Source organism: Kitasatospora sp. NPDC057500, assembly GCF_042802195.1.
Taxonomy (GTDB): Bacteria; Actinomycetota; Actinomycetes; order Streptomycetales; family Streptomycetaceae; genus Kitasatospora.
The window spans coordinates 1-21,484 of record NZ_JBHVER010000088.1 but is presented as its reverse complement, the minus strand read 5'-3'; the positions used below and the strand labels follow the sequence as shown (position 1 = coordinate 21,484).

19 protein-coding genes and 1 riboswitch are annotated in these 21,484 nt (G+C 74.5%); of the genes, 8 read left to right on the top strand and 11 right to left on the bottom strand.

Annotated elements, in window-relative coordinates; all coding sequences use genetic code 11:
- Positions 1–6: 6 nt before the first annotated feature.
- On the bottom strand, positions 7–198 hold the full coding sequence (locus tag ACFU74_RS19975) for a DUF5999 family protein (protein ID WP_266273201.1): 192 nt from the start codon (positions 196–198) through the stop codon (positions 7–9).
- 341 nt (positions 199–539) lie between these two features.
- A complete protein-coding gene (locus ACFU74_RS19970; protein WP_380758433.1) occupies positions 540–1,160 on the bottom strand; it encodes a hypothetical protein in 621 nt (206 codons plus the stop codon).
- Positions 1,161–1,529: 369 nt separating this feature from the next.
- Between ACFU74_RS19970 and ACFU74_RS19965 the strand changes: the two genes are divergently transcribed.
- Together ACFU74_RS19965 and ACFU74_RS19960 are read left to right on the top strand one after the other, a co-directional pair.
- Positions 1,530–3,035 carry a glutamate--cysteine ligase gene (locus ACFU74_RS19965; RefSeq protein ID WP_380758431.1) on the top strand — a complete coding sequence of 502 codons (1,506 nt, stop codon included), beginning with the start codon at positions 1,530–1,532 and terminating at the stop codon, positions 3,033–3,035.
- Between the two features lie 115 nt (positions 3,036–3,150).
- Positions 3,151–3,939, top strand: coding sequence for a CPBP family intramembrane glutamic endopeptidase (locus ACFU74_RS19960; protein ID WP_380758429.1), 789 nt, complete (start codon positions 3,151–3,153; stop codon positions 3,937–3,939).
- Here ACFU74_RS19960 and ACFU74_RS19955 read toward each other — a convergent pair.
- The 6 genes from ACFU74_RS19955 to ACFU74_RS19930 form a co-directional block, all read right to left on the bottom strand.
- Positions 3,917–4,447: an HAD domain-containing protein gene (locus ACFU74_RS19955; protein ID WP_380758427.1), complete on the bottom strand. Its 531-nt coding sequence runs from the start codon at positions 4,445–4,447 to the stop codon at positions 3,917–3,919. The two genes, ACFU74_RS19960 and ACFU74_RS19955, sit on opposite strands and share 23 nt — an antisense overlap.
- Before the next feature lie 111 nt (positions 4,448–4,558).
- Positions 4,559–5,845 (bottom strand): MFS transporter, encoded by a 1,287-nt coding sequence (locus tag ACFU74_RS19950; RefSeq protein ID WP_380758425.1) that lies wholly within the window; start codon positions 5,843–5,845, stop codon positions 4,559–4,561.
- A gap of 159 nt (positions 5,846–6,004) precedes the next feature.
- Entirely contained in the window at positions 6,005–6,706 is a 702-nt protein-coding gene (locus ACFU74_RS19945) for a dienelactone hydrolase family protein (RefSeq protein ID WP_380758423.1), read from the bottom strand.
- A 77-nt stretch (positions 6,707–6,783) separates the two neighbouring features.
- Positions 6,784–8,196 (bottom strand): sugar porter family MFS transporter, encoded by a 1,413-nt coding sequence (locus tag ACFU74_RS19940; RefSeq protein ID WP_380758421.1) that lies wholly within the window; start codon positions 8,194–8,196, stop codon positions 6,784–6,786.
- Between the two features lie 119 nt (positions 8,197–8,315).
- Positions 8,316–8,963 carry an FMN-binding negative transcriptional regulator gene (locus ACFU74_RS19935; RefSeq protein ID WP_380758418.1) on the bottom strand — a complete coding sequence of 216 codons (648 nt, stop codon included), beginning with the start codon at positions 8,961–8,963 and terminating at the stop codon, positions 8,316–8,318.
- A gap of 12 nt (positions 8,964–8,975) precedes the next feature.
- Positions 8,976–9,668, bottom strand: coding sequence for a pyridoxamine 5'-phosphate oxidase family protein (locus ACFU74_RS19930; RefSeq protein ID WP_380758415.1), 693 nt, complete (start codon positions 9,666–9,668; stop codon positions 8,976–8,978).
- A 34-nt stretch (positions 9,669–9,702) separates the two neighbouring features.
- Here ACFU74_RS19930 and ACFU74_RS19925 point away from each other — a divergent pair, with 34 nt between their 5' ends.
- Positions 9,703–11,040 carry an aminotransferase class I/II-fold pyridoxal phosphate-dependent enzyme gene (locus tag ACFU74_RS19925; protein ID WP_380758412.1) on the top strand — a complete coding sequence of 446 codons (1,338 nt, stop codon included), beginning with the start codon at positions 9,703–9,705 and terminating at the stop codon, positions 11,038–11,040.
- A gap of 67 nt (positions 11,041–11,107) precedes the next feature.
- Here the strand turns inward: ACFU74_RS19925 and ACFU74_RS19920 are convergent, their stop codons facing one another.
- On the bottom strand, positions 11,108–12,466 hold the full coding sequence (locus ACFU74_RS19920; RefSeq protein WP_380758410.1) for an NAD(P)/FAD-dependent oxidoreductase: 1,359 nt from the start codon (positions 12,464–12,466) through the stop codon (positions 11,108–11,110).
- A gap of 147 nt (positions 12,467–12,613) precedes the next feature.
- Between ACFU74_RS19920 and ACFU74_RS19915 the strand changes: the two genes are divergently transcribed.
- The 3 genes from ACFU74_RS19915 to ACFU74_RS19905 all read left to right on the top strand — a co-directional run bounded on the left by ACFU74_RS19915 (position 12,614) and on the right by ACFU74_RS19905 (position 14,488).
- Positions 12,614–13,369 (top strand): HipA family kinase, encoded by a 756-nt coding sequence (locus tag ACFU74_RS19915; protein WP_380758408.1) that lies wholly within the window; start codon positions 12,614–12,616, stop codon positions 13,367–13,369.
- 155 nt (positions 13,370–13,524) lie between these two features.
- Positions 13,525–13,911: a DUF3037 domain-containing protein gene (locus ACFU74_RS19910; RefSeq protein ID WP_380758441.1), complete on the top strand. Its 387-nt coding sequence runs from the start codon at positions 13,525–13,527 to the stop codon at positions 13,909–13,911.
- 130 nt (positions 13,912–14,041) lie between these two features.
- Positions 14,042–14,488 (top strand): MarR family winged helix-turn-helix transcriptional regulator, encoded by a 447-nt coding sequence (locus tag ACFU74_RS19905; protein ID WP_380758406.1) that lies wholly within the window; start codon positions 14,042–14,044, stop codon positions 14,486–14,488.
- On the opposite strand, the gene ACFU74_RS19900 is transcribed toward ACFU74_RS19905, so the two are convergent.
- Positions 14,485–16,686 carry a HelD family protein gene (locus ACFU74_RS19900; protein ID WP_380758404.1) on the bottom strand — a complete coding sequence of 734 codons (2,202 nt, stop codon included), beginning with the start codon at positions 16,684–16,686 and terminating at the stop codon, positions 14,485–14,487. The genes ACFU74_RS19905 and ACFU74_RS19900 overlap by 4 nt on opposite strands.
- A gap of 118 nt (positions 16,687–16,804) precedes the next feature.
- Between ACFU74_RS19900 and purB the strand changes: the two genes are divergently transcribed.
- A complete protein-coding gene (purB, locus tag ACFU74_RS19895; RefSeq protein ID WP_380758402.1) occupies positions 16,805–18,235 on the top strand; it encodes an adenylosuccinate lyase in 1,431 nt (476 codons plus the stop codon).
- Positions 18,236–18,262: 27 nt separating this feature from the next.
- Here the strand turns inward: purB and ACFU74_RS19890 are convergent, their stop codons facing one another.
- Positions 18,263–19,819 carry an MFS transporter gene (locus tag ACFU74_RS19890; protein WP_380758399.1) on the bottom strand — a complete coding sequence of 519 codons (1,557 nt, stop codon included), beginning with the start codon at positions 19,817–19,819 and terminating at the stop codon, positions 18,263–18,265.
- Positions 19,820–20,132: 313 nt separating this feature from the next.
- Positions 20,133–20,295: riboswitch (cyclic di-AMP (ydaO/yuaA leader) on the top strand.
- 3 nt (positions 20,296–20,298) lie between these two features.
- On the opposite strand from ACFU74_RS19890, the gene ACFU74_RS19885 reads away from it, so the two are divergent.
- Positions 20,299–21,309 (top strand): peptidoglycan DD-metalloendopeptidase family protein, encoded by a 1,011-nt coding sequence (locus tag ACFU74_RS19885; RefSeq protein ID WP_380758397.1) that lies wholly within the window; start codon positions 20,299–20,301, stop codon positions 21,307–21,309.
- The last annotated feature ends 175 nt before the right edge of the window (positions 21,310–21,484 follow it).

Genomic DNA, 21,484 nt, shown 5'->3' with positions numbered 1-21,484 from the left:
GGCGGCTCAGACCGCGCTCGCGGCCGGACGGCGCGGGGCGATCACCCGGCCGTCGGGCAGCAGCTCCCCGGTGTCCTCGAACAGCAGGACGCCGTTGCAGAGCAGGCTCCACCCCTGCTCCGGGTGGCAGGCCACCGGGACGGCGGCCTCGCGGTCCTCGGACTCGGCCGACGGGCACTCAGGACGGTGCTGGCACATACGCGTACCCTCGCTTCGCTCTGCGATCCTCCCCGTGATGCGGCGCCGCCGGTGGCCGGCGGGCACCGCCGCGGTGGTCGGATTCTGTCCGGCGCCGGCCCAGGTGTGGACCGGCGCTCAAGTGGGTAGGACAGGAGGTCCTTCCACGCTGGTTCCCAGTGTCGGCATCTGCGGACGCGAGCGCAGCGATTTCGTGACATGCGCCACAACCCCCGGGCAGAGATCACCCGTTCAGGTGGTCGGGGGCCGAATGCGCCGCCGGACGGGCCATCCGGCAAACGGCCCGGTCGGGCCATGCCGAATGACCCGTCCGGGTGTCGGACGGCCCGGGGGCCGGGACCTCAGTGCGCCCCGGAGGCGAGCCGGGCGCCGTCCGTCGTACCGAGCAGCAGCGGACGGGGGCCGACCTGGACCCGGGCGACGGGCGTGCGGGCCAGCAGCGGCAGCACCTCGGCGGCCGGGTGGGCGCGGTGCGCGGTCACGCCCATCGGCGCAGGGGCCAGCGGGATCAGCAGATCGGTGCCGGGCCCGCCGTCCGGGCTGTGCAGCCACAGGGCCGTCGCGTACTGGCCGGGGAAGGTCAGCAGCCGCGGCTGGCAGCGGAACCGCGCGGACTGGGCGAGCTGCCAGGCCTCGCGCAGCGCCCGGAGCGTGGAGTCCAGGTACGGGCCGGCGGTGAAGTGGGAGAAGGTGTGGCCCTCCGCCCCCTGCACCACTTCGGCGGCGGCCGCCACCTCGGTGCCGTCCTTGATGAGAAAGCGCCAGCCGGTGCGCCGGGCGGCGGCGAGTTCGGCCCGCGGCCCCTCCAGGACGTGGACGGCGAGCGGGTGCGCGGGGAGGAGCGGCCCGGTCGGATGACGCAGCGCGGCGGCGGCGGGTTGGCGCAGCGCGGTCTCCGAGTCGAGCGCGGCCAGGACCGCGCGCAGGGCACTGGGTGGGGGCTGGGGGGACTGCAGAGTCATGGCAAGGTCGCCTCTCCGTGCGAGATCGGCGTGCGAGTGCGGCATACCGGCATGGCTGGCTGGTGCGTCGACGGTGACGGGACCTGGGCCTTGTCCGGTTGGGCAGGATCGCGGTGCCGGCGCGGCCGTTGTCGCCGGGGGTCTCGCGGCGATGGCCGGCCGGCCGTGGCGCAGTGCGAATTCTACTCGAACAGGTGCGCAGGGTGACCTGTTTATCACAGGCGGTGGCCCCGGGCAAGTCGGCAGATGCGCTGAAACGGCATCAGTTTCCTTGCAATGCAAGCCAATCGAAGCGATCGGGTATCGATCTTCGGGGTGGGCATGATGCTTGCACGGTCGGGGGGCCGGCCGGCTCAGGAGGAGGAGACCATGGGCGAGAAGGTCGTGGCGACCCGGGCGGACCTTTCGGACCGGCAGATGTACCGGCGCAAGCTCCAGTCCTGCCTCGACGCGCTCGGCCGGATGCTGCGCGAGGACCGTTTCGACCGTCCCAAGGGCGTCCTGGGGGTGGAGATCGAGCTCAACCTGGCCGACGAGCAGGGCCTGCCGCTGCTGAACAACGCCCAGGTGCTCACCGCGATCGGCTCCGCCGACTTCCAGACCGAGCTGGCGCGCTTCAACATCGAGGTCAACATCGCGCCGCACCGGCTCTTCGGGCACGTCTTCGAGGAGTTGCGCGAGGAGCTCGACACCGGGCTGCGCTACGCCGACCGGCGGGCCGCGGAGGCCGGTGCGCGGATCGTGATGGTCGGCATCCTGCCGACCCTGGAGCTGGACCACACCGGGCTCGACGCGATGTCCCACAACCAGCGCTACAGCCTGCTCAGCGACCAGATCCTGGCTGCCAGGGGCGAGGACATCACGCTGGACATCGAGGGCGTCGAGCACCTTCAGCTGGAGTCCGTCACCATGGTCGCCGAGGCCGCCGCGACCTCGCTGCAACTGCACCTCCAGGTGACGCCGCAGCGGTTCTCCTCGGTGTGGAACGCCGCCCAGGCGATCTGCGGCCCGCAGCTCGCGCTCGGCGCCAACTCGCCGTTCCTGTTCGGGCGGGAGCTGTGGCGGGAGACCCGCCCGGTGCTCTTCCAGCAGGCCTGCGACACCCGTTCGGCGGAGCTCAAGGCGCAGGGCGTGCGCCCGATCACGTGGTTCGGCGAGCGCTGGGTGGACTCGGCGTACGACCTGTTCGAGGAGAACCTGCGCTACTTCCCCGCGCTGCTGCCGATCTGCGACGACGAGGACCCGGCCAAGGTGCTGGCCTCCGGCGGCATACCGAGGCTGGCCGAGATGCGGCTGCACAACGGCACCATCTACCGCTGGAACCGGCCGGTGTACGACGTCAGCGGCGGGGTGCCGCACCTGCGGGTGGAGAACCGGGCGCTGCCGGCCGGGCCGACGGTGGCCGACACGCTCGCCAACGCGGCGTTCTTCTACGGCGTGGTGCGGGTGCTGGCCGAGCAGTCCAGGCCGATCTGGACCAGGCTGCCGTTCGAGAAGGCCGACGAGAACTTCCAGCAGGCGGCCAGGTACGGCGTCGACGCGGTGTTCCAGTGGCCGCGCTCGGGCCGGGCCGGGCGCGGCGGCGGGCTGACCACCGTCCCCGCCGTCGACCTGGTGCTCAACGAGCTGCTGCCGATGGCCTACCAGGGCCTGGACGCGTGGGGCGTGGAGCCGGCCGACCGGGACCGCTACCTGGGCATCATCGAGCAGCGCTGCCTGCGCCGGGTCAACGGCGCGTCCTGGCAGAGCGCGACCTTCCACCGGCTGCGCGAGCAGTACGGGACGGACCGGCCGGCCGCGCTGGCCGCGATGACCCGGCGGTACATGGAGCACATGCGCGGCGGCGAGCCGGTGCACACCTGGCCGGTGGGGTAGCGGGCCCGGGCCCGCGGGGCGCGCTGTGGAAGGATGATCGCTCCGGTCCGCCGACGGCCCTCCGCCGGCGACCGGAGCGCAGCCCGTCCGCCGCCGCCCGTGCTGGAGCACCCCCGTGACGACCGTCCCGACCGTACCGGAGACCGCGAAGCCGACCCGCCGCCTGCTCGGGGTGGAGCTGCTGACCGTCCTCGGCCTCTCGCTCGGGGCGAGCGGCATCGGCGCGCTGATCAGCTTCACCGGCTCGCTCACCGAGACGCTGAAGCTGGGCCAGCAGGTGGCCACCCTGAACGGCTCGCGCGCCCCCGGCCGGCCCTGGCTGGACCTGGTCTGGCAGCTCTACTACATCGGCCGCGGCCTGATGCCGGTCGTCCTGGTCGGCTACCTGCTGGTGCGCGAGGGCGCTGCGCTGCGGGTGCTCGGCTTCGACCTCGGGCGCAAGCTGGGCGACCTCGGCCGGGGCGCGGCCGTCGCGGCGGCGATCGGCGGCTCGGGGCTGGCGCTCTACCTGGGCTCGCAGGCGGCCGGCTACAACCTGACGGTGGCGCCGTCCGGGCTGCCGGACGTCTGGTGGCGGATCCCGGTGCTGCTGCTGTCGGCCTGGCAGAACGCGATCCTGGAGGAGGTCGTCGTCCTCGGCTACCTGCTGCGCCGGCTGGGGCAGCTGGGCTGGTCGTGGCCGGCGGCGCTGGCGGCGAGCTCGCTGCTGCGCGGCTCGTACCACCTGTACCAGGGGATCGGCGGGCTGGTCGGCAACATCGTGATGGGCGTGGTGTTCTGCCTGCTGTACCGGCGGTGGGGGCGGGTGATGCCGCTGGTGGTGGCGCACGCGCTGATCGACACGGTGGCGTTCGTCGGGTACGCGCTGCTCGCCGGGCACGTCAGCTGGCTGCCCACCGGCTGAGCCCGGGCACCGCCCCGGGGCGCGGCGGGCGGGACAGCAACCGGTCCACGTGGTGGCGTTCGAGGCCCTGGCCGGGGTCGACGGTCAGCAGCAGGCGGTCGCGGCGCCAGAGCGAGTTGCGGACCAGCCGGGGCGGGATGACGTCGTCGACCCAGGCGAACGGGCGGCCGGCCGCGTACCGCAGGAGAGGGGCCCACTTGCGGGCGGAGAGCAGTTCCATCAGCGGCACGCGCGGGTCGCCGGGCTGCGGGACGTAGCCGGTGAAGCGGACGTGGGGCAGTTCGGGCAGGCCGATCGCCGGGGAGATGTGGGTGCTGGCGTGCTCTTCCCACGTGGTCGCCCAGACCAGTTCGTAGGTGCCGGCCAGCTCGTGCAGCCAGACGCCGTGCCGGGCGGAGAGCAGCACGGTGTAGCCGAACAGGGTGTGGGTGTCGAAGTCGGCCTCGGGGGCGGGGCAGACCGGGTTGAGCACACCGTCGACGTCCAGGAACAGCAGTGGCTTGGGCATCGGGCGTCCCCCAGGTCTCATCCGTCGTCACCTGGTCGGACGTGCCGCGCCCTCCGGCGGTTGCCCGCCGGAGGGCGCGTGAGGGGGCGCACGGGGGTGCGTCCGGGCGGTTCAGCCGGTGGCGGCGGGGGCCGGGACCGCGTCGGCGGGCGCGTCGGCCGGGGCGGTGGGGCGCCGGGAGAGCCGGCGGACCTGCGGTTCCAGCAGCACGGCGGCGCTGAACACCAGGGAGATCAGCGCGCAGGCCCAGAGCGCGCCGGACAGGCCGAGCCGGTTGGCGACCGGGCCGGCGAGCGCGGTGCCGATCGGTGCCAGCGAGAGCGAGCCGAGTTCGTCGTAGGCGGTGATCCGGGAGAACGCCTCCGGGGGTATCTCCTGCTGAAGCGCGATCATCCAGTTGACGCTGAAGACGGTGACGCCGACGCCGGAGAGGAACATCGCCGCGCAGAGCACCGGCATCGGGGCGGACGCCGCCAGGGCGAGCGCCGGGACGCCGAACAGGAAGACGCCCCAGTTGCCGACCAGCAGGATCCGGCGCGGCTGCCAGCGGGCCATCAGCAGGCCGGTGGCGACCAGGCCGACGCCGTAGGCCGCCATCGCCAGGCCCCAGTCGCGGGCGCCGCCGAGGTGTTCCCTGGCGAAGGCCGGCCCGTAGACCGTCTCGACCGCGCCGACGCAGGCGACCAGCACCGAGAACTGGAGGACGACCACCCAGAGCCAGCGCCGGGAGGAGAACTCCTGCCAGCCCTCGCGCAGGTCGCGGAGCATGCCGCCGCCCTCGGTCGGGGCCGTCGGGGCCTGCGGCTCCAGCAGGAAGCGCAGCGCGGCGGCGACCAGGAAGCAGACGGCGTCCAGGGCGAGCACCCAGCCGGCGCCGACCGCCGCGGTCAGTGCGCCGCCGAGCGCGGCGCCGCCGATCTGCGAGCCGTTGAAGCCGATCCGGTAGACCGAGAAGGCCCGGGCGGCGTGCTCGGGGGCGACGCTCTCCATGATCATGCCGCCGGCGGCGGGGGAGTAGAACGCGTAGCCGGCCCCGGCGCCGGCCGAGAGCAGCATCAGCTGCCAGAGGGCCGGCTCGCCGGTCAGCACCAGGGCGGCCAGGGCGCCCTGGGAGACGGCGCTGAACAGGTTGGCGGCGACCATGACGTGGTGGCGCGGCAGCCGGTCGGCGAGCGCGCCGCCGACCATCAGCAGCAGGACCGTCGGCAGCAGCCGGGCCGCGGTGACGTAGCCGACGTCGGCGGTGGAGCCGCCGCCGTCCATGATGGCGAAGGCGGTGGCGATGGGTGCGCCGGCGTTGCCGAGGCCGCTCACCACGGTGGCGGCGGTCTGGATCCGGAAGTTGCGGCTCGCCCAGGCGAAGCGGTCGGCCGGGGAGGTCGGGGGTTGGCTGTGCACCCCGTGACTATGCAGGGGAGGGTGGTCCGTGTCCATCCAATATCGGGGCGTCGCGCGGGCACGGCGCGGGCATGGCGCGGACGTCGTCGGGGCGTCGCGCGGGCACGGCGCGGGCATGGCGCGGACGTCGTCGGGGCGCCGCGCGGGGCGCGGCCCGGGTCAGCCGAGGTGGGCCCGGAGGAAGGTCAGGGTGCGCCGCCAGGCGATCTCCGCCTGGAGCGGGTCGTAGGTGCCCAGCAGGTTCTCCTCGTTCATGAAGGCGTGTCCGGCCGGGTAGAAGTGGATCTCCGGGCGGACGTCGGTGGCCTCGCCGATCCGGATCGCGGCCTCGTCCACGGCGGCCATCGGGATCCCGCGGTCGTGCTCGCCGTAGTGGCCGAGCACATGGGCGGTCAGGCCCCGGTACTCGAAGTCCGGATCGGGCGGCAGGCCGTAGAACGGGACCACCGCGGCGACCCGGTCGCCCTCGGCGGCGGCCAGCAGCAGGGCGAAGCCGCCGCCCATGCAGAAGCCGACCACGCCGACCGCGTCGCCGACCACGCCGTCCAGGCCGAGCAGCAGGTCGACCGCGCCGTGCAGGTCCCGTACCGCCTGCCCGACCGGCAGTTCGCGCTTGAGCCGGGCGGCCTCGGCGCTGTCGTGGGTGGTCGTGCCGCCGAAGAGGTCCGGTGCGAGGACGGTGAAGCCCTCGGCGGCGAACCGGTCGGCCACGCCGGCCAGGTACGGCGTCAGGCCCCACCACTCCTGGACCACCACCAGGCCGGGGCCGACGCCCTGCGGCGGGCGGGCGAGGTAGCCGTGGGCCTCGCGGCCGTTGCTCGGGAAGGTGACGTTCTGCCGGGAGCCGCCCTGGTCAGGCATGGCTTCCTCTCGGGGGACGGGCCGCCGGGCACGGCGGCGGGTCGGTGGCCGGGGGGACCGGTGGGGTCGGGCGGGGGTCAGCCCATCTCTTCCAGGGCACGGCCCTTGGTCTCCTTGATGCAGAAGGCCACGAAGGGGATGGAGAGCAGCGCGAACGCCGCGTAGATGACGTAGGTCGCCGACAGGTTCCAGTCGGCGAGGTCGGGGAAGCTGACGGTGATCGCCCAGTTGGCGATCCACTGGGCGGAGGCGGCGACGGACAGGGCCAGCGCGCGGATCCGGTTCGGGAACATCTCGCCGAGCAGCACCCAGACCACCACGCCCCAGGAGAAGGCGAAGCAGAGCACGAAGACGTGCGCGGCGATCAGTGCGACGGTGGCGTGGGTGTTGTCCAGGGTGGCGGCGTCGCCGGTGCCCTCCCGGTAGGAGAACGCCCAGGCGGCGGTGCCGAGCGCGGCGGCCATGCCGGCCGAGCCGGCCAGCGCGAGCGGCTTGCGGCCGATCCGGTCGACCAGGGCCATCGCGATCACCGTGCCGATCACGTTGATGATCGAGGTGGAGAGGCTGATCAGCAGCGAGTTGGACTCGTTGATGCCGACCGACTGCCACAGGAAGGAGGAGTAGTAGAAGATCACGTTGATGCCGACGAACTGCTGGAAGACCGAGGCGCCGATGCCGACCCAGACGATCGGCAGCAGGCCGAACCGGCCGCCCGTCAGGTCCTTCAGCCGCGGCTTGCGGGAGGACTCCAGCACCGAGCGGATCTCGGCCACCCGCGCGTCCAGGTCGACGTCCTCGCCCTCGACCTCCACCAGCACCCGGCGGGCCTGCGCCTCCCGGTGGTCGGCGATCAGGTAGCGCGGGGACTCCGGGATGGCCAGCGCCATCAGCCCGTAGACCAGGGCCGGGATCGCCTCCACGCCGAGCATCCACTGCCAGGCCTGGACGCCGCCGAGGTGACCGGTGGACTCGCCGCCGGCGGCCTGGTTGAGCGCCCAGTTGGCGAGCTGGGAGACGGTGATGCCGAGCACGATCGCCATCTGCTGGAAGGACGCCAGCCGCCCCCGGTAGGCGGTCGGGGCGACCTCGGCGATGTAGGTCGGGGCGATCACCGAGGCGATGCCGATCGCCACGCCGCCGACCACCCGCCAGGTGGCCAGCACCTCGATGTTCGGCGGGAACATCGAGCCGATGCCGCTGACCGCGAAGAGGAACGAGGCCAGCAGCATGGTGCGGACCCGGCCCAGGTGGTCGGCCAGCCGGCCGGCCACCACCGCCCCGGCGGCCGAGCCGAGCAGCGCGATGGCCACCACGAACGCGGTCGTGCCGTTGCCCACCCCGAAGTGCTTCTGGATGCCGGTCACCGCGCCGTTGATCACCGCGCTGTCGTAGCCGAACAGGAAGCCGCCCATCGCGGCGGCGGCCGAGATGAACACCACGTGCCCGAGGTGTGCCTCGCCGGACGCCGGATGGGTGTGGGTACCGGACACGCGCGCTCCCCGGGGTCGACGGTCCTGCCCGCACGGCCGGGAGGGCAGGGTTCGTCTCACATTCGATCAGCGCCGGGGTGCGCGCGTCGCGGCGGCTGGGCCGAACGGGTGACGGGGTGTCAGGTTGCCGTGCGGGTGGCGGCGCGGTCCGCCCTGCGGCTGTTCCGGCGGAGCAGTTGGGCACGGGCTCCGGCGTCCAGCGGTCGGGCGCGGTCGGCGAGGCGGCCGGCCAGCGCGTACTGCTCGGCGGCCGGCTTCTTGTCGTCGTACTTGAACTTGGCGCGCACCTCGCGGACCGTCAGCCGCAGCCCGGTCAGGCCGGGGAGCAGCCGGCCGAGCGGCCCCTCGCCGGGGGCCACCCGGAGCCCGGGGGTCTCCGGCTGGAAGTGGCCGAGCTGGCGGTTGAGGATCTCCGCCTTGCCGTCCGGGTCCTCGACCGGCACGGCGGTGGCGTGGAAGTGCACGGAGGCGTAGTAGCTGGTCGGGGTGCCGGGCTCGCCGCGCCAGTGGCCGGGGGCGAAGGCGTAGTCGTCGGTGACCGCGAGGGTGACCTCGGGGTCCGCCCGGACGGCCGCGAGCAGCGGGTTGGGGGCGGCCAGGTGGAGCAGGATCTCGCCGCGGTCGGCGTCCAGCAGGAAGTGGGTGGGGACGAGCACCGGGCCCCGGCCCGGCCCGCCGTTGGCGGCGAGCAGCCCGAAGTCGCGGCCCTCGGCGAGCCAGGCGCGCCATTCGGCCTCGTCGCCGCGGTCCCAGGAGCGGATCAGCATCGGGGCCTCCGGTCAGGCGTCGCGCGGGGCGGTGCGGGAGGTGAGGGCGGCGAGGTTCGCGGGCAGCGGCACGGTGCTGGAGGCGTCCGGCACGGGCGTGCCGTAGCCGCTGGTGACCGGGACGACACCGGCCCAGTACGGCAGGGCGAGGTCCTCGGCGTCGTCGTCGGCGAGGTCGGCCCGGGTCTTGGCGGAGACCTCGTCGAGGTCGAGGCGGATCACGGCGGTGGCGGCGAGTTCCTTGGCGTTGGCCGGCCGGACCTCGGCGGACCGGCCGGGGACCACCTGGTCGACCAGCGCGTCCAGCGCGACCGTCAGCTCCTCGGGGTCGGTGACCTGGTGCGCGGTGCCGTGGGCGACCACCGAGCGGAAGTTGACCGAGTGGTTGAACGCCGACTTGGTCAGCACCAGGGCGTCGACCAGGGTGACCGTGACGCAGACCGGCAGGCCCTGTCCGCCCCTGGCGCCGCGCAGCGGCCGGCTGCCGGTGGAGCCGTGCACGTAGAGGCGGTCGCCGACCCTGGCGTGGATGGTGGGCAGTACGACCGGTGCCCCGTCGGCGACGAAGCCGAGGTGGCAGAGGTAGGTGGCGTCCAGGATCGCGTGGATCGCCTCGCGCTCCCAGGTGGCGCGGTCCTTGTAACGGGTGGGGGTGGTGCGCGGGGTGCGGGGGTAGGACGTGCCGCCGTCCGGAGTGGTCGACATGACAACCTCTATGTACTAGTGCATAATCTGTTTTGTGCTAGGAGACTATCGGATCACCGGTCGGCGTGCCAGCGAGATCGCGGCCGAGGTCGAACAGGGCGTCAGCAGCGGCCGGCTCGCCCCCGGGACGCCGCTGCCGCCACTGCGCGACCTCGCCGCCGAACTCGGGGTCAACCCCAACACGGTGGCCGCCGCCTACCGGCTGCTCCGCGACCGCGGCGTGATCGAGACCGCCGGACGCAAGGGCAGCCGGATCCGCCCGCGCCCCGCCCACACCCCGCGCGACCAGATCCGCCTGCCGGTCCCCCCGCACGCCCGCGACCTCGCCGACGGCAACCCCGACCCGGCGCTGCTGCCCGACCTCACCGCGGCCCTGGCGGTCGCCGCCGAGGCCGCCCGCCGCGCCCCGGTCCGCTACGGCGACCCGGCCGCCGACCCCGGCCTGCTCACGCTGGCCGGCGAGGGCTTCGCCGCCGACGGCCTGCCCTCCGGGCCGGTCGCCGTCGCCTCCGGCTCGCTGGACACCATCGAGCGGATCCTGGTCACCCGGCTGCGCCCCGGCGACGCCGTCGCGGTCGAGGACCCGGGCTGGGGCAGCCTGCTCGACCTGCTGCCGGCGCTCGGGCTGCGCACCGTGCCGGTCCGGCTCGACGACGCGGGCCCGCTCCCCGGCTCGCTCGCCGAGGCGCTGGAGGCCGGCGCGCGGGCGGTGGTCGTCACCAGCCGGGCGCAGAACCCGACCGGCGCCGCGCTCACCGCCGGGCGGGCCGCCGAGTTGCGCGCCGTGCTGGCCGCCCGCCCGGACGTGCTGCTGATCGAGGACGACCACGGCCACGGCATCGTCGACCTGCCCTACCACCCGCTGGCCGGCGCCGGGCCGGCGCACTGGGCGGTGGTCCGCTCGGCGGCCAAGGCGTACGGGCCGGACCTGCGGCTGTCGGTCGCGGTCGGGGACGCGGACACCGTCGGCCGGGTGCTGGGCCGCCAGCGGCTGGGGGCCGGCTGGGTCAGCCACCTGCTCCAGCACACGGTGGCCGAGCTGTGGCGCACCGACGCGGCGCCGGTCGGACGGGTGGCCGCCGCCTACCGGGCGCGCCGGGAGGCGCTGATCGGCGCGCTGGCCGAGCGGGGGATCGCGGCGTACGGGGCGAGCGGGCTGAACGTCTGGGTGCCGGTGCCGGACGAGGCCGTCGCGCTCGCGGCGCTGGTCCAGCGCGGCTGGGTCGCGGCGCCCGGGGCGCGCTACCGGTTGCAGTCACCGCCCGGGCTGCGGATCACCGTGGCGCGGCTCGACCCGGTGGACGCCCGCCGGCTGGCCGGGGACCTGGCGGCGGTGCTGGGCACGGAGGGCCTGGCGTCCCGGCTGGTGTGACGCCGCTCCTGAGCGGTCACCGGTGGTCCGAACCGGTCGACGGCGGGCCGCCGGGGCCGGTCACCGGTCACCCCTTGGCCAGCAGCGCCTGGGCGTGCTCCCTGACCTGGTCCTTGGTCAGATAGGCGTCGGTGTACTCGAAGTCGCGCAGCCGGGCGGGCTGGCGGGCGAGGAAGCCGGTGCGCACGAAGTCGTCGCCGGCGGTCGCGTTGAGCAGCCAGTTGGCGCCGACCCGGAACTTGGCGGCGTTGGTGCGCATCGCCATCAGGTGGTAGCCGCGGGCCACCAGCTGGGCCGGCACACCGCGCAGCTCCACCCCGACCGGCTTGGAGACGGCGTCCTTGCCGCCGAGGTCCACGACCAGGCCGAGGTCCTTGTGGTAGTACGGCTCCAGCGGCTGGTTGCGCAGCGCCGCGATCACGTTCCTGGCCACCGCCCGGCCCTGGCGGGCCGAGTGCTGGGCGGTCGGCGGGCAGACCGCGCCGTCGCCCTTGGCGAGGTCCGGGACGGCGGCGGCGTCGCCGAGCGCGAAGACGCCCTCGTACTGCGGCACCCGCATCTCCGCCGTGACCGCGAGCCGCCCGCGCACCGTCTCGGCGTCCAGGGTGGCGATCAGCGGGCTCGCCGCGACGCCGGCCGTCCAGATCAGCGTCCGGCAGGGCAGTACCCGGCCGTCGGTGAACTTGACCGACTCGGCACCGACCTCGGCCACCGAGACGCCCAGCGACACCTCGATGCCGCGCTCGCGCAGCACCTCCAGGGCAGCGGTCCCGAGGGCGTCGCCCAGCTCGGGCATCAGCTTCGGCGCGATGTCGATGAGGTGCCACTTGATCTGCCGGGCGTCCAGCCGCGGGTAGCGGTGGGCGGCGGCCGTGGTGAGCCGCTGGAGGCAGGCGGCGGTCTCGGTGCCCGCGTATCCGCCGCCGACCACCACGAACTGCAGCCGGGACTCGCGCTCCTTCTGGTCCGGGGAGGCCGAGGCGAGGTCGAGCTGGGCGATCACGTGGTCGCGGACGTAGGCCGCCTCGGCGAGGGTCTTCATGCCGCGCGCGTAGTCGGTCAGGCCGGGGATGTCGAAGGTGCGGGTGACGCTGCCGGGGGCCAGCACCAGGTAGTCGTACTTCTGCGCCACCACCTCGTCGGTGATCTTGCGGACCACGCAGACCTTGGAGGCCGGGTCCACGCCGATCGCACCGCCGGGGACGATGTGGGTGCGGCGCAGCGAGCGGCGCAGCGAGACGGCCACCGACTGGGGCGTGAGCACCCCGGCGGCCACGTGCGGCAGCAGCGGCAGGTAGAGCTGGTAGCTGAACGGGGTGACCAGGGAGATCTCCGCCTCCGAGGGGGAGAGCTTGCGCTCCAGGCGGCGTGCGCACTCCAGTCCGGCGAAGCCGCCGCCGACGATCAGGATCCGGGCTCGTTCCATCGTGCGTCCCTCACAGTGCCGTCGGGTGCCCTGATTACTGTCCGCCACACTCGCACGGAGCAGCCGGGGCTGCCACCGGGACGACCCGGGCGGGCGAGCGTGCCGGGCGACACCCGCCCCGTGCATATGCCCGATAGGCTGTCCGGCGTGCTCCCCGAGGTGACGGCGGTCCGTTATGTGACGCCACTGCGAGAAGGCGGCTCGATGCCGGGCCTGGTCGAGGCCGACGACCGGCGGCTGTACGCGCTGAAGTGGGTCGGCGCGGCCCAGGGCCGCAAGGCGCTGGTCGCCGAGGTGCTGGCCGGTGAACTCGGCCGGCGGCTCGGCCTGCCGGTGCCCGAACTGGTGACGGTCGACCTGGACCCGGTGCTCGCCCGCAGCGAGCCGGATCCCCAGATCCAGGACCAGATGCGGGCCAGTGGCGGCCTCAACCTGGGCATGGCCTTCGTCAGCGGCGCGCTCAACTTCGACCCGGTCTGCTTCGACGTGGACGCCGGGCTGGCGGGGCAGGTGCTCTGGTTCGACGCGCTGATCGGCAACGTCGACCGTTCCTGGCGCAACCCCAACCTGCTGGTCGCCACCGGCGGCCTGCGGCTGATCGACCACGGCGCGAGCCTGATCTTCCACCACCACTGGGCGGGCGCGGCCGGCTGGACCCGCCGTCCGTACGACGCCTCCGACCACGCGCTGCTGGGTGCGGAGCCGGACCTGCTCGCGGCCGACAAGGCGCTCGCGCCGCTGGCCGAGGCGGCGATCGAGGAGGCGGTGGCGCGGATCCCGGACGTCTGGCTGACGGACGAGCCCGGGTTCGACTCGCCCGGGGCGGTGCGCGAGGCGTACCGCGCCCAGCTGACCGCGCGACTGGCCGGTCCGCGCGACTGGCTGCCGGAGGTGTCCGCATGACCGGGTCAGGCTTCGAGGAGTTCGGCCTCTCCGAGTCCCACCTGTCCGAGTCCCACCTGTCCGGGGCCCGCCGGACCGGGGCCCGGCTGTCCTGGTCGGCGGACTCCGGGCCGGCCGAGCTCCGGGCGGGCGAGGCGGCGCGCTCGGCGCTGCCGATCAGGGCCGAGCTGCACGAGTACGAGTACGCGGTGATCCGGGCGGTGCCCCGGGTGGAGCGCGGCGAGTGCGTCAACGTGGGCGTGCTGCTGTACTGCCGGCACGGCTCCCACCTGGCCGCGCGGACCCATCTGGACCAGGCGCGGCTGCTGGCGCTGGACCCGGTCGCCGACGTCTCCGCGGTGCGGCGGGCACTGCACGGCATCGAGACGGTCTGCGCGGGCGGGCCGCAGGCCGGTCCGGCCGCCGCGGACAGCCCGGGGCAGCGGTTCCGCTGGCTCACCGCCCCGCGCAGCGCGGTGGTCCAGCCGGGCCCGGTGCACACCGGGCTGACCGCCGACCCGGAGACGGAGCTGCGCCGGCTGTTCGACCAGCTGGTGCTCTGAGCAGGAGGGTTTCCCGGACGCCGGCGATTCGGACGCTGATCCGGGCGGCGGTTCGGGCGGCGGTTCGGCGACGGACCTTTGCCGTGCTTAAATCTTGAGTTACTGAAGCAGTTGGTCGTAGGCTGAGCCCATGGGTTCGACGACGAGCACGACCGTACCGACCAACGCCGAGCTGATGGAGGCGCTGGCCGCAGTCGGCGGTGCGTACTTCCAGGACTTCGCGGCCGCCGCGGCCCGGCACGGTCTCTCCTCCTCGCAGGCCAAGGCGCTCGGCGCCGTCCAGGAGCCGGTGCCGATGCGCGCGCTGGCCGGGCGGCTGGGCTGTGACGCCTCCAACGTGACCGGGATCGTCGACCGGCTGGAGTCGCTGGGCCTGGCCCGCCGGGAGGCCTCGGCGGGCGACCGGCGGGTCAAGATCGTGGTCATCACCGAGCAGGGCCGGGAGATCCTGGCGCTGATCCGCGGCGAGATGGGCCGCACCCACCAGGCCTTCGAGAGCCTCGACGGCGAGCAGCGCGCGGCGCTGCACTCGATCTGTCTCCAGGTCCTCCCGGTGCTCAGCGGGCGCACCGCCTAGCCGGCGGCGGCCAGGGCCGTCGCGAGGACGGGCGGCAGCGGGGTGTGGTGGAGCAGGGTGAGGCGCCGGGTCGCGCGGGTGAGGGCGACGTAGAGGTCCGCCGCGCCCTGGGCGAGCAGGGCGGCGGGGTCGACCAGGGCGACCGCGTCGTACTCCAGGCCCTTGGCCTCGCGGACGGTCAGCGCCCCGAGGGCGGCGGCGACGGCGTCGGGGGCGATCACCCCGAGGGTGCCGGGGCCGCTGGGCAGCGCGGCCAGTGCCGCGGCGTAGTCGCCGTCCGGGACCGGGACGACGCGCGGGCGTTCGGCGGTCTCCCGGACCGCCTCGGGCGGCTCCTGGCCGGGCGCGTGGGCGCGCAGCACCGCCGCCGCCGGCGCCATGATCGCGGCCGGGGTGCGGTAGTTCACGGTGAGCCGCTCCTCGCGCCAGCGGCCCGGCAGTTCGCGGTCCAGCAGCTCCGCCCAGGAGGACCCGGCCCCGGCCGGTGAGGCGGTCTGGGCGAGGTCGCCGACGATGGTCAGCGAGCGGGTCGGCACCCGGCGCAGCACGGTGCGCCAGGCCATCGCGGACAGCTCCTGGGCCTCGTCGACCACCACGTGCCCGTACGCCCAGCGGCGGTCCCCGGCGGCCCGCTCGGCGGCGGTGCGGTCCGGGCCGGTGTCGCGGAAGCGCTCGGCGAGCAGGCCGGCGTCCAGGGTGGCGTCGTCCTGCTGGCCGGTGACGGTGAGCACACCGTCCGCGTATGCGCGTTCCTCGTCCAGCACCCGTTCGGCGGCGCGGGCGCGGGCCCGGGTCACGGTGCCGTCCTCGCCGAGGAGTTCCGCCGCCTCGTCGAGCAGCGGGACGTCCCCGGTGGTCCACGGCGCGCCGGCCGGGCGCAGTACGGCGGCCCGCTCGGCGGGGGAGAGGCCGGGCGCCGCCACGGCCAGCAGGGCGGGGTCGGACAGCAGCCGGTCGATGAGTCGCTGCGGCGTCAGGACGGGCCACAGGGCGTCGAGTTCGGTGCGGACGCCGGGCTGCTCCCAGAGCTCGCGCGGGGCGTAGCGGGCCTCCTCCTCGTCGTACGGGCGGCCGAGGGAGAGCGCCTGCGCCACCGCGAGGGCGTCGAGCAGGGTGCGCAGGAAGAACGCCCGCGCTTCGTTGTGCGGCAGGCGCAGACCGCGGGCGGCCGTCCGGGCCTCGGCGCAGACCCGGCGGGGCAGCCGCAGGTGCTCGCCGAGGTGCAGTCCGCCGGCGGGGAGCGACTGGTGGGCCCCGACGGCGCGCCGGACCGCGTCGGCCATCCACGGCCCGCCCTTGACGACGGCGGCGGCCGGCGGGTCCTCGACGGCGGCCCGGACGCCGGGGAACAGTTCGCCGACGGTGCGCAGCACCACCTCGCTCTCGCCGAGCGCGGGCAGGACCTGCTCGATGTAGTGCAGGAAGGCCGGGTTGGGCCCGACCACCAGGACGCCGCGCCGCTCCAGCACCGCGCGGTGCGTGTACAGCAGATAGGCGGCGCGGTGCAGGGCGGTGACCGTCTTGCCGGTGCCGGGGCCGCCCTGGACGACCAGTGCGCCGGGCAGCGGGGCGCGGATCACCCGGTCCTGCTCGGCCTGGATGGTGGCGACGACGGCGCCCATCCGGCCGGTGCGCTCGCGGTCGAGGGCGGCCAGCAGCGCCGCCTCGCCGACCAGGCCGCGCCGCCCTCCCTCGTCGAGGCCCGCCAGGTCGAGCGCCTCGTCGTCCAGGCCGGTGAGGGTGCGGCCGCGGGTGTGCAGGTGGCGGCGGCGGACCAGGCCGCCCGGGGCGGCCGGGGTGGCGGTGTAGAACGGGCGGGCGGCGGGGGCGCGCCAGTCGACCAGGACCGGCTCGTACGTCTCGTCGAGTTCGTCGACGAGGCCGGTCCGGCCGATGTAGCGGACGGTGCCGTCGCGGTGGTCGAGCCGGCCGAAGCAGAGGCCGCGCTCGACGGCGTCCAGTCGCGCGGCGCGGCGGGCGGCCTCGGCGGCGCGCAGTTCGCGTTCCAACCGGGCCTGATGGGTGCCGCCCGGGCCGACCTCGCGGCCGGCCGCCGCGAGGGCCCGGCGGGCGCGTTCGCGGGCGGCGTCCAGGTGGGCGTAGAGGCCGGTCAGCCTGGTCTGTTCGGCGTGCAGGGCCTCGTCGAGGCGGGCGTCCGTTCCGGTCGTCGGCGCGGGAACCGCTGGAGATCCGTTCATGGCTGTGGTATCCTTGCGGTGAGGAGTTTGCAGGCTGTACGGCTGTGGCGGCTCAACCGTCCCAGCCTACCCGAGCCCGGGCCGTTCCGGCTGACCTCGGCTGTTAGGCTTGCGAAGCGTGAGCGCGAAGCCCCAGATCCCCAATGTCCTGGCCTCCCGGTACGCCTCGGCGACCCTGGCCCAGCTCTGGTCCCCCGAGCACAAGGTGGTGCTTGAGCGCCACCTCTGGCTCGCCGTCCTGAAGGCCCAGCAGGACCTCGGCGTCGAGGTGCCCGCCACCGCCGTCGCCGACTACGAGCGGGTGATCGACCAGGTCGACCTCGCCTCCATCGCCGCCCGTGAGCGGGTCACCCGGCACGACGTCAAGGCCCGCATCGAGGAGTTCAGCGACCTCGCCGGCCACGAGCAGATCCACAAGGGCATGACCTCCCGGGATCTGACCGAGAACGTCGAGCAGCTGCAGATCCGGCAGTCGCTGGAGCACGTCCGTGACCGCGTCGTCGCCGTGCTGGTCCGCCTCGGCCGGCTCTCCGCCGAGCACGCCGAGCTGGTCATGGCCGGCCGCTCGCACAACGTGGCCGCGCAGGCCACCACCCTGGGCAAGCGCTTCGCGTCGATCACCGACGAGCTGCTGGTCGCCTTCCGCCGCCTGGAGGAGCTGATCGCCCGCTACCCGCTGCGCGGGATCAAGGGCCCGGTCGGCACCGCGCAGGACATGCTGGACCTGCTCGGCGGCGACACCGACAAGCTGTCCGAGCTGGAGCGCCGGGTCGCCGCGCACCTCGGCTTCGAGAACGTGCTCACCAGCGTCGGCCAGGTCTACCCGCGCTCGCTGGACTTCGAGGTGCTGACCGCCCTCGTCCAGCTGGCCGCCGCGCCGTCCAGCCTGGCCAAGACCATCCGCCTGATGGCCGGCCACGAGCTGGTGACCGAGGGCTTCAAGGAGGGCCAGGTCGGCTCCTCGGCGATGCCGCACAAGATGAACACCCGCTCCTGCGAGCGTGTGAACGGCCTGGCCGTGATCCTGCGCGGCTACGCGTCGATGACCGGCGAGCTGGCCGGCGACCAGTGGAACGAGGGCGACGTCTCCTGCTCGGTCGTCCGCCGGGTCGCGCTGCCGGACGCCTTCTTCGCCTTCGACGGCCTGCTGGAGACCTTCCTGACCGTCCTCGACGAGTTCGGCGCCTTCCCGGCCGTGATCGAGGCCGAGCTGGACCGCTACCTGCCGTTCCTGGCCACCACCAAGGTGCTGATGGGCGCGGTGCGCGCGGGCGTCGGCCGGGAGACCGGGCACGAGGTCATCAAGGAGCACGCCGTCGCCTCCGCGCTCGCGATGCGGGCCGGCGCCCGGGAGAACGAGCTGCTGGACCGGCTGGCGAACGACGGGCGGATCCCGCTGGACCGGGCCGCGCTGGACGCGCTGCTGGCCGACAAGCTGTCCTTCACGGGTGCGGCCGGCGCGCAGGTCGCCGAGGTCGTCCGCCAGGTCGAGGCCGTCGCGGCCGCGTACCCGGAGGCGGCCAAGTACGCGCCGGGCGACATCCTCTGACGGTTCGCCGGTTCGCCGGTCCGCCGTTCAGGGCCCCGTTGCCGATGAGGTGGCGGGGCCCTCGCCGTGTTCGGCCGAGGCCGCGGCCGATGCCGCGGCCGGGTGGCCGGGGTCGAGGGGCGGGGCGTTGGTGGCGCAGGCGTAGCGGCAGTCGGGTTCGGCGACTGGGTGCTCGTCCTCCGGGGCCAGTACGTTGCCGTGGACGGTGGCCAGCGCGATCAGCCCGCCGGCCACGAGCAGGCCGGCGCAGATCAGCATCGCGATGCGGAAGGCGGAGTCGACCGCGTCCGGCTCCTGGTAGTCGTCGCCGCTGAGGCCGGCCAGTGCGGGCAGCGCGGCGACCGCCAGCAGGCCGGCCGCCCGGGCCGCGGCGTTGTTGACCCCGCTGGCGATGCCCGCGTGCCGCACGTCCACCGCCGCCAGCACGGTGGCGGTCAGCGGCGCGACCAGCAGCACCATGCCGCTGCCCATCACCGCGGCGGCGGGCAGCACGTCCGTCCAGTACGAGGCGTCGGGGCCGATCCGCAGCATCAGCAGCACCCCGGCCGCGCAGAGCAGCGGGCCCACGGTGAGCGGCAGCCGGGGGCCGATCCGCTTGCCCAGCCGGCCTGCCCGGGCGGACAGCGCCAGCATGATCACGGTGATCGGCACCAGGGCCAGCCCGGAGACCAGCGGGGAGAACCCGGAGACGATCTGCAGCTGGACGACCAGGAGGAAGAAGACGCCGCTGAACGCCGCGTAGACGGCGAGGGTGACCAGGTTCACGGCGGTGAACAGCCGGGAGGAGAACAGTCCCAGCGGGAGCATCGGCTCCGGGGTGCGGCGCTCGACCGCGACGAAGGCGGCGCCGAGCAGCAGGCCCGCCGCGCCGGTGACCCAGACCGCGGCGGACAGGCCCTTGCCGGCGGCGGTCAGCGCGTAGGTGACGGCGCCCAGCGCCAGGGCGGCCAGCACCGCGCCGAGCGCGTCGAAGCGGCCGGTCGCGGACTCGTCCCGGCTCTCCGGCACGTGCCGGGCGGACACCGCCACCACCAGGGCGGCGAGCGGCAGGTTCAGCAGGAAGATCCAGCGCCAGCCGGGGCCGTCCACCAGCCAGCCGCCGAGGAACGGGCCGACCGCCGCCGACACCCCGCCGAGTCCGGACCAGAGGCCGACCGCCGCCGAACGGTCCTCGGGGTGGAAGACCGCCTGGAGCATCGCCAGCGAGCCCGGGGTGAGCAGCGCGCCGCCGACGCCCTGCACGGCGCGCGCGATGATCAGCACCTCGATGTTCGGGGCGGCGGCGCAGGCCGCGGAGGCGGCGGCGAACCAGAGCACGCCGACCAGGAAGACCCGGCGCCGGCCGTACCGGTCGCCGAGGGCGCCGCCGAGCAGGATCAGGCCCGCCAGGGTGAGCAGATAGGCGTTGAGCGTCCATTGCAGGGCGTCGAGTTGAGCGCCGAGATCGGCGCCGATGCGGGGCAGCGCGACGTTCACGACGGTCCCGTCCAGCATCGCCATGCTGGAGCCGAGCACCGTCGCCAGAAGTACCCAGCGACCCTGCGCGGTGCCCAACCGCAGGGTGCCGGCCTCGGAGGTGGCCACGGCCCATGATCCGTCCCGTGGGGCCGACGTGACAAGGGTCACCGGGGGCGTGTCGGGAGGATGTCCGTTGCGTGAGTGATCGTGTGCGTACTGATTCCGATATCGGCGCAGGGTCGTGGATCACGTGCACGGTGTAAATGGATTGTGTGCGTACTGTGCATGCCTTTCATGCGGAGCGTCACCGGCCCCCGGACTTTGGTCCCGGGTCTCGGAGATCGACATTGCTTCACCCGAACGGATGAGTTTTAGTTCAGCGACCGCCCGGCGTCAGCCCGGGTGGCCACCGGGTGGAACGCCTAGTCCTGCCGCTGCCCGGTGGTACGCAACGAACTCTGTACGGCAGGAGCGGGGGACCCACAGGTAAGTCGCCGGACCCGAATTCCGAGGTCCGGCTTGGGGTGAAGCCGCCTTTGCGCGGCCGGGCAACTCCAGCCCGAACCCGACAGCTCACCTCGCAGGCGTCGGAGAGGACATCTTCCATGCCCGCACAGGCTCGTCGTATCGCCCTGCCCCGCGCCGCCCGCATCGGCATCGCCACCGCCGTCACCGGCGCCGCCTTCGCGCTTCCGCTGGTCACCACCGTCAGCGCCCAGGCCCACGAGCTCCCGGCCGCCAAGCCCGCCGCCCCGGCCGCGCAGACCGCTCCCGCCGCCCAGGCCGCCGCTCCGGCCGCCGCCCCGGTCGAGGAGAGCTACAAGGTCGTCGGCGGGGACACCCTGTCGAAGATCGCCGCCGCCAAGAACGTCGACGGTGGCTGGCAGGCGCTGTACGAGCACAACCGCTCGGTCGTCGGCGCCAACCCGAACCTGATATTCCCGGGCCAGAAGCTCGCGCTCGGCACCAAGGCCGCCCCGGCCGCCCCGGCCGCGAAGCCCGCCGCGCCTGCTGCCAAGCCGGCCGCCCCGGCCGCGAAGCCCGCCGCCCAGGCCGCCAAGCCGGCTGCTCCGGCCACCAAGCCGGCCACCAAGCCGGCCGCGCCCGCCACCAAGCCCGCCGCCCCGGCCACCAAGCCGGCCGCCCCGGCCGCGAAGCCCGCCGCTCCGGCCGCCGTCGCCCCGGTCGCGGCCCCGGTCGCCTCCACCTCCGGCTTCTTCGCCCCGCTGGCCAACCCGAAGCTCGGCACCGCCTACGGCGTGGCCGGCTCGATGTGGTCCTCCGGCCACCACACCGGCGCCGACTTCGTCGCCCCCACCGGCACCCCGCTGCGCGCCGTCGCGGCCGGCACCGTGGTGAAGGCCGGCAACGGCGGCGCCTACGGCAACGAGGTCGAGATCAAGCTCGCCGACGGCAAGTACGCCCAGTACGCGCACCTCTCCTCGATCGGCGTGAAGGTCGGCCAGACCGTCACCGCCGGCCAGCAGATCGGCCTCTCCGGCGCCACCGGCAACGTGACCGGCCCGCACCTGCACTTCGAGATCCGCACCGGCTCGGAGTACGGCTCGGACGTCGACCCGATCGCCTACCTGCGGGCGCACGGCGTCGCGATCTGACCCTCGGGTCGGATCACCTCCGCCACCGCTGGGTGCGTGGCGAAACGACTCTCCCGGAACGGTCATGTCGGGTGACCGCTCGACCGGGTGATCGCCGCACCTCAAGCGGATCGACGGGCGCGGGACACGCCCGTCCGGCCGGCCCGGCTCGCCAGTCCTTCCTCGCGTGCCGGGG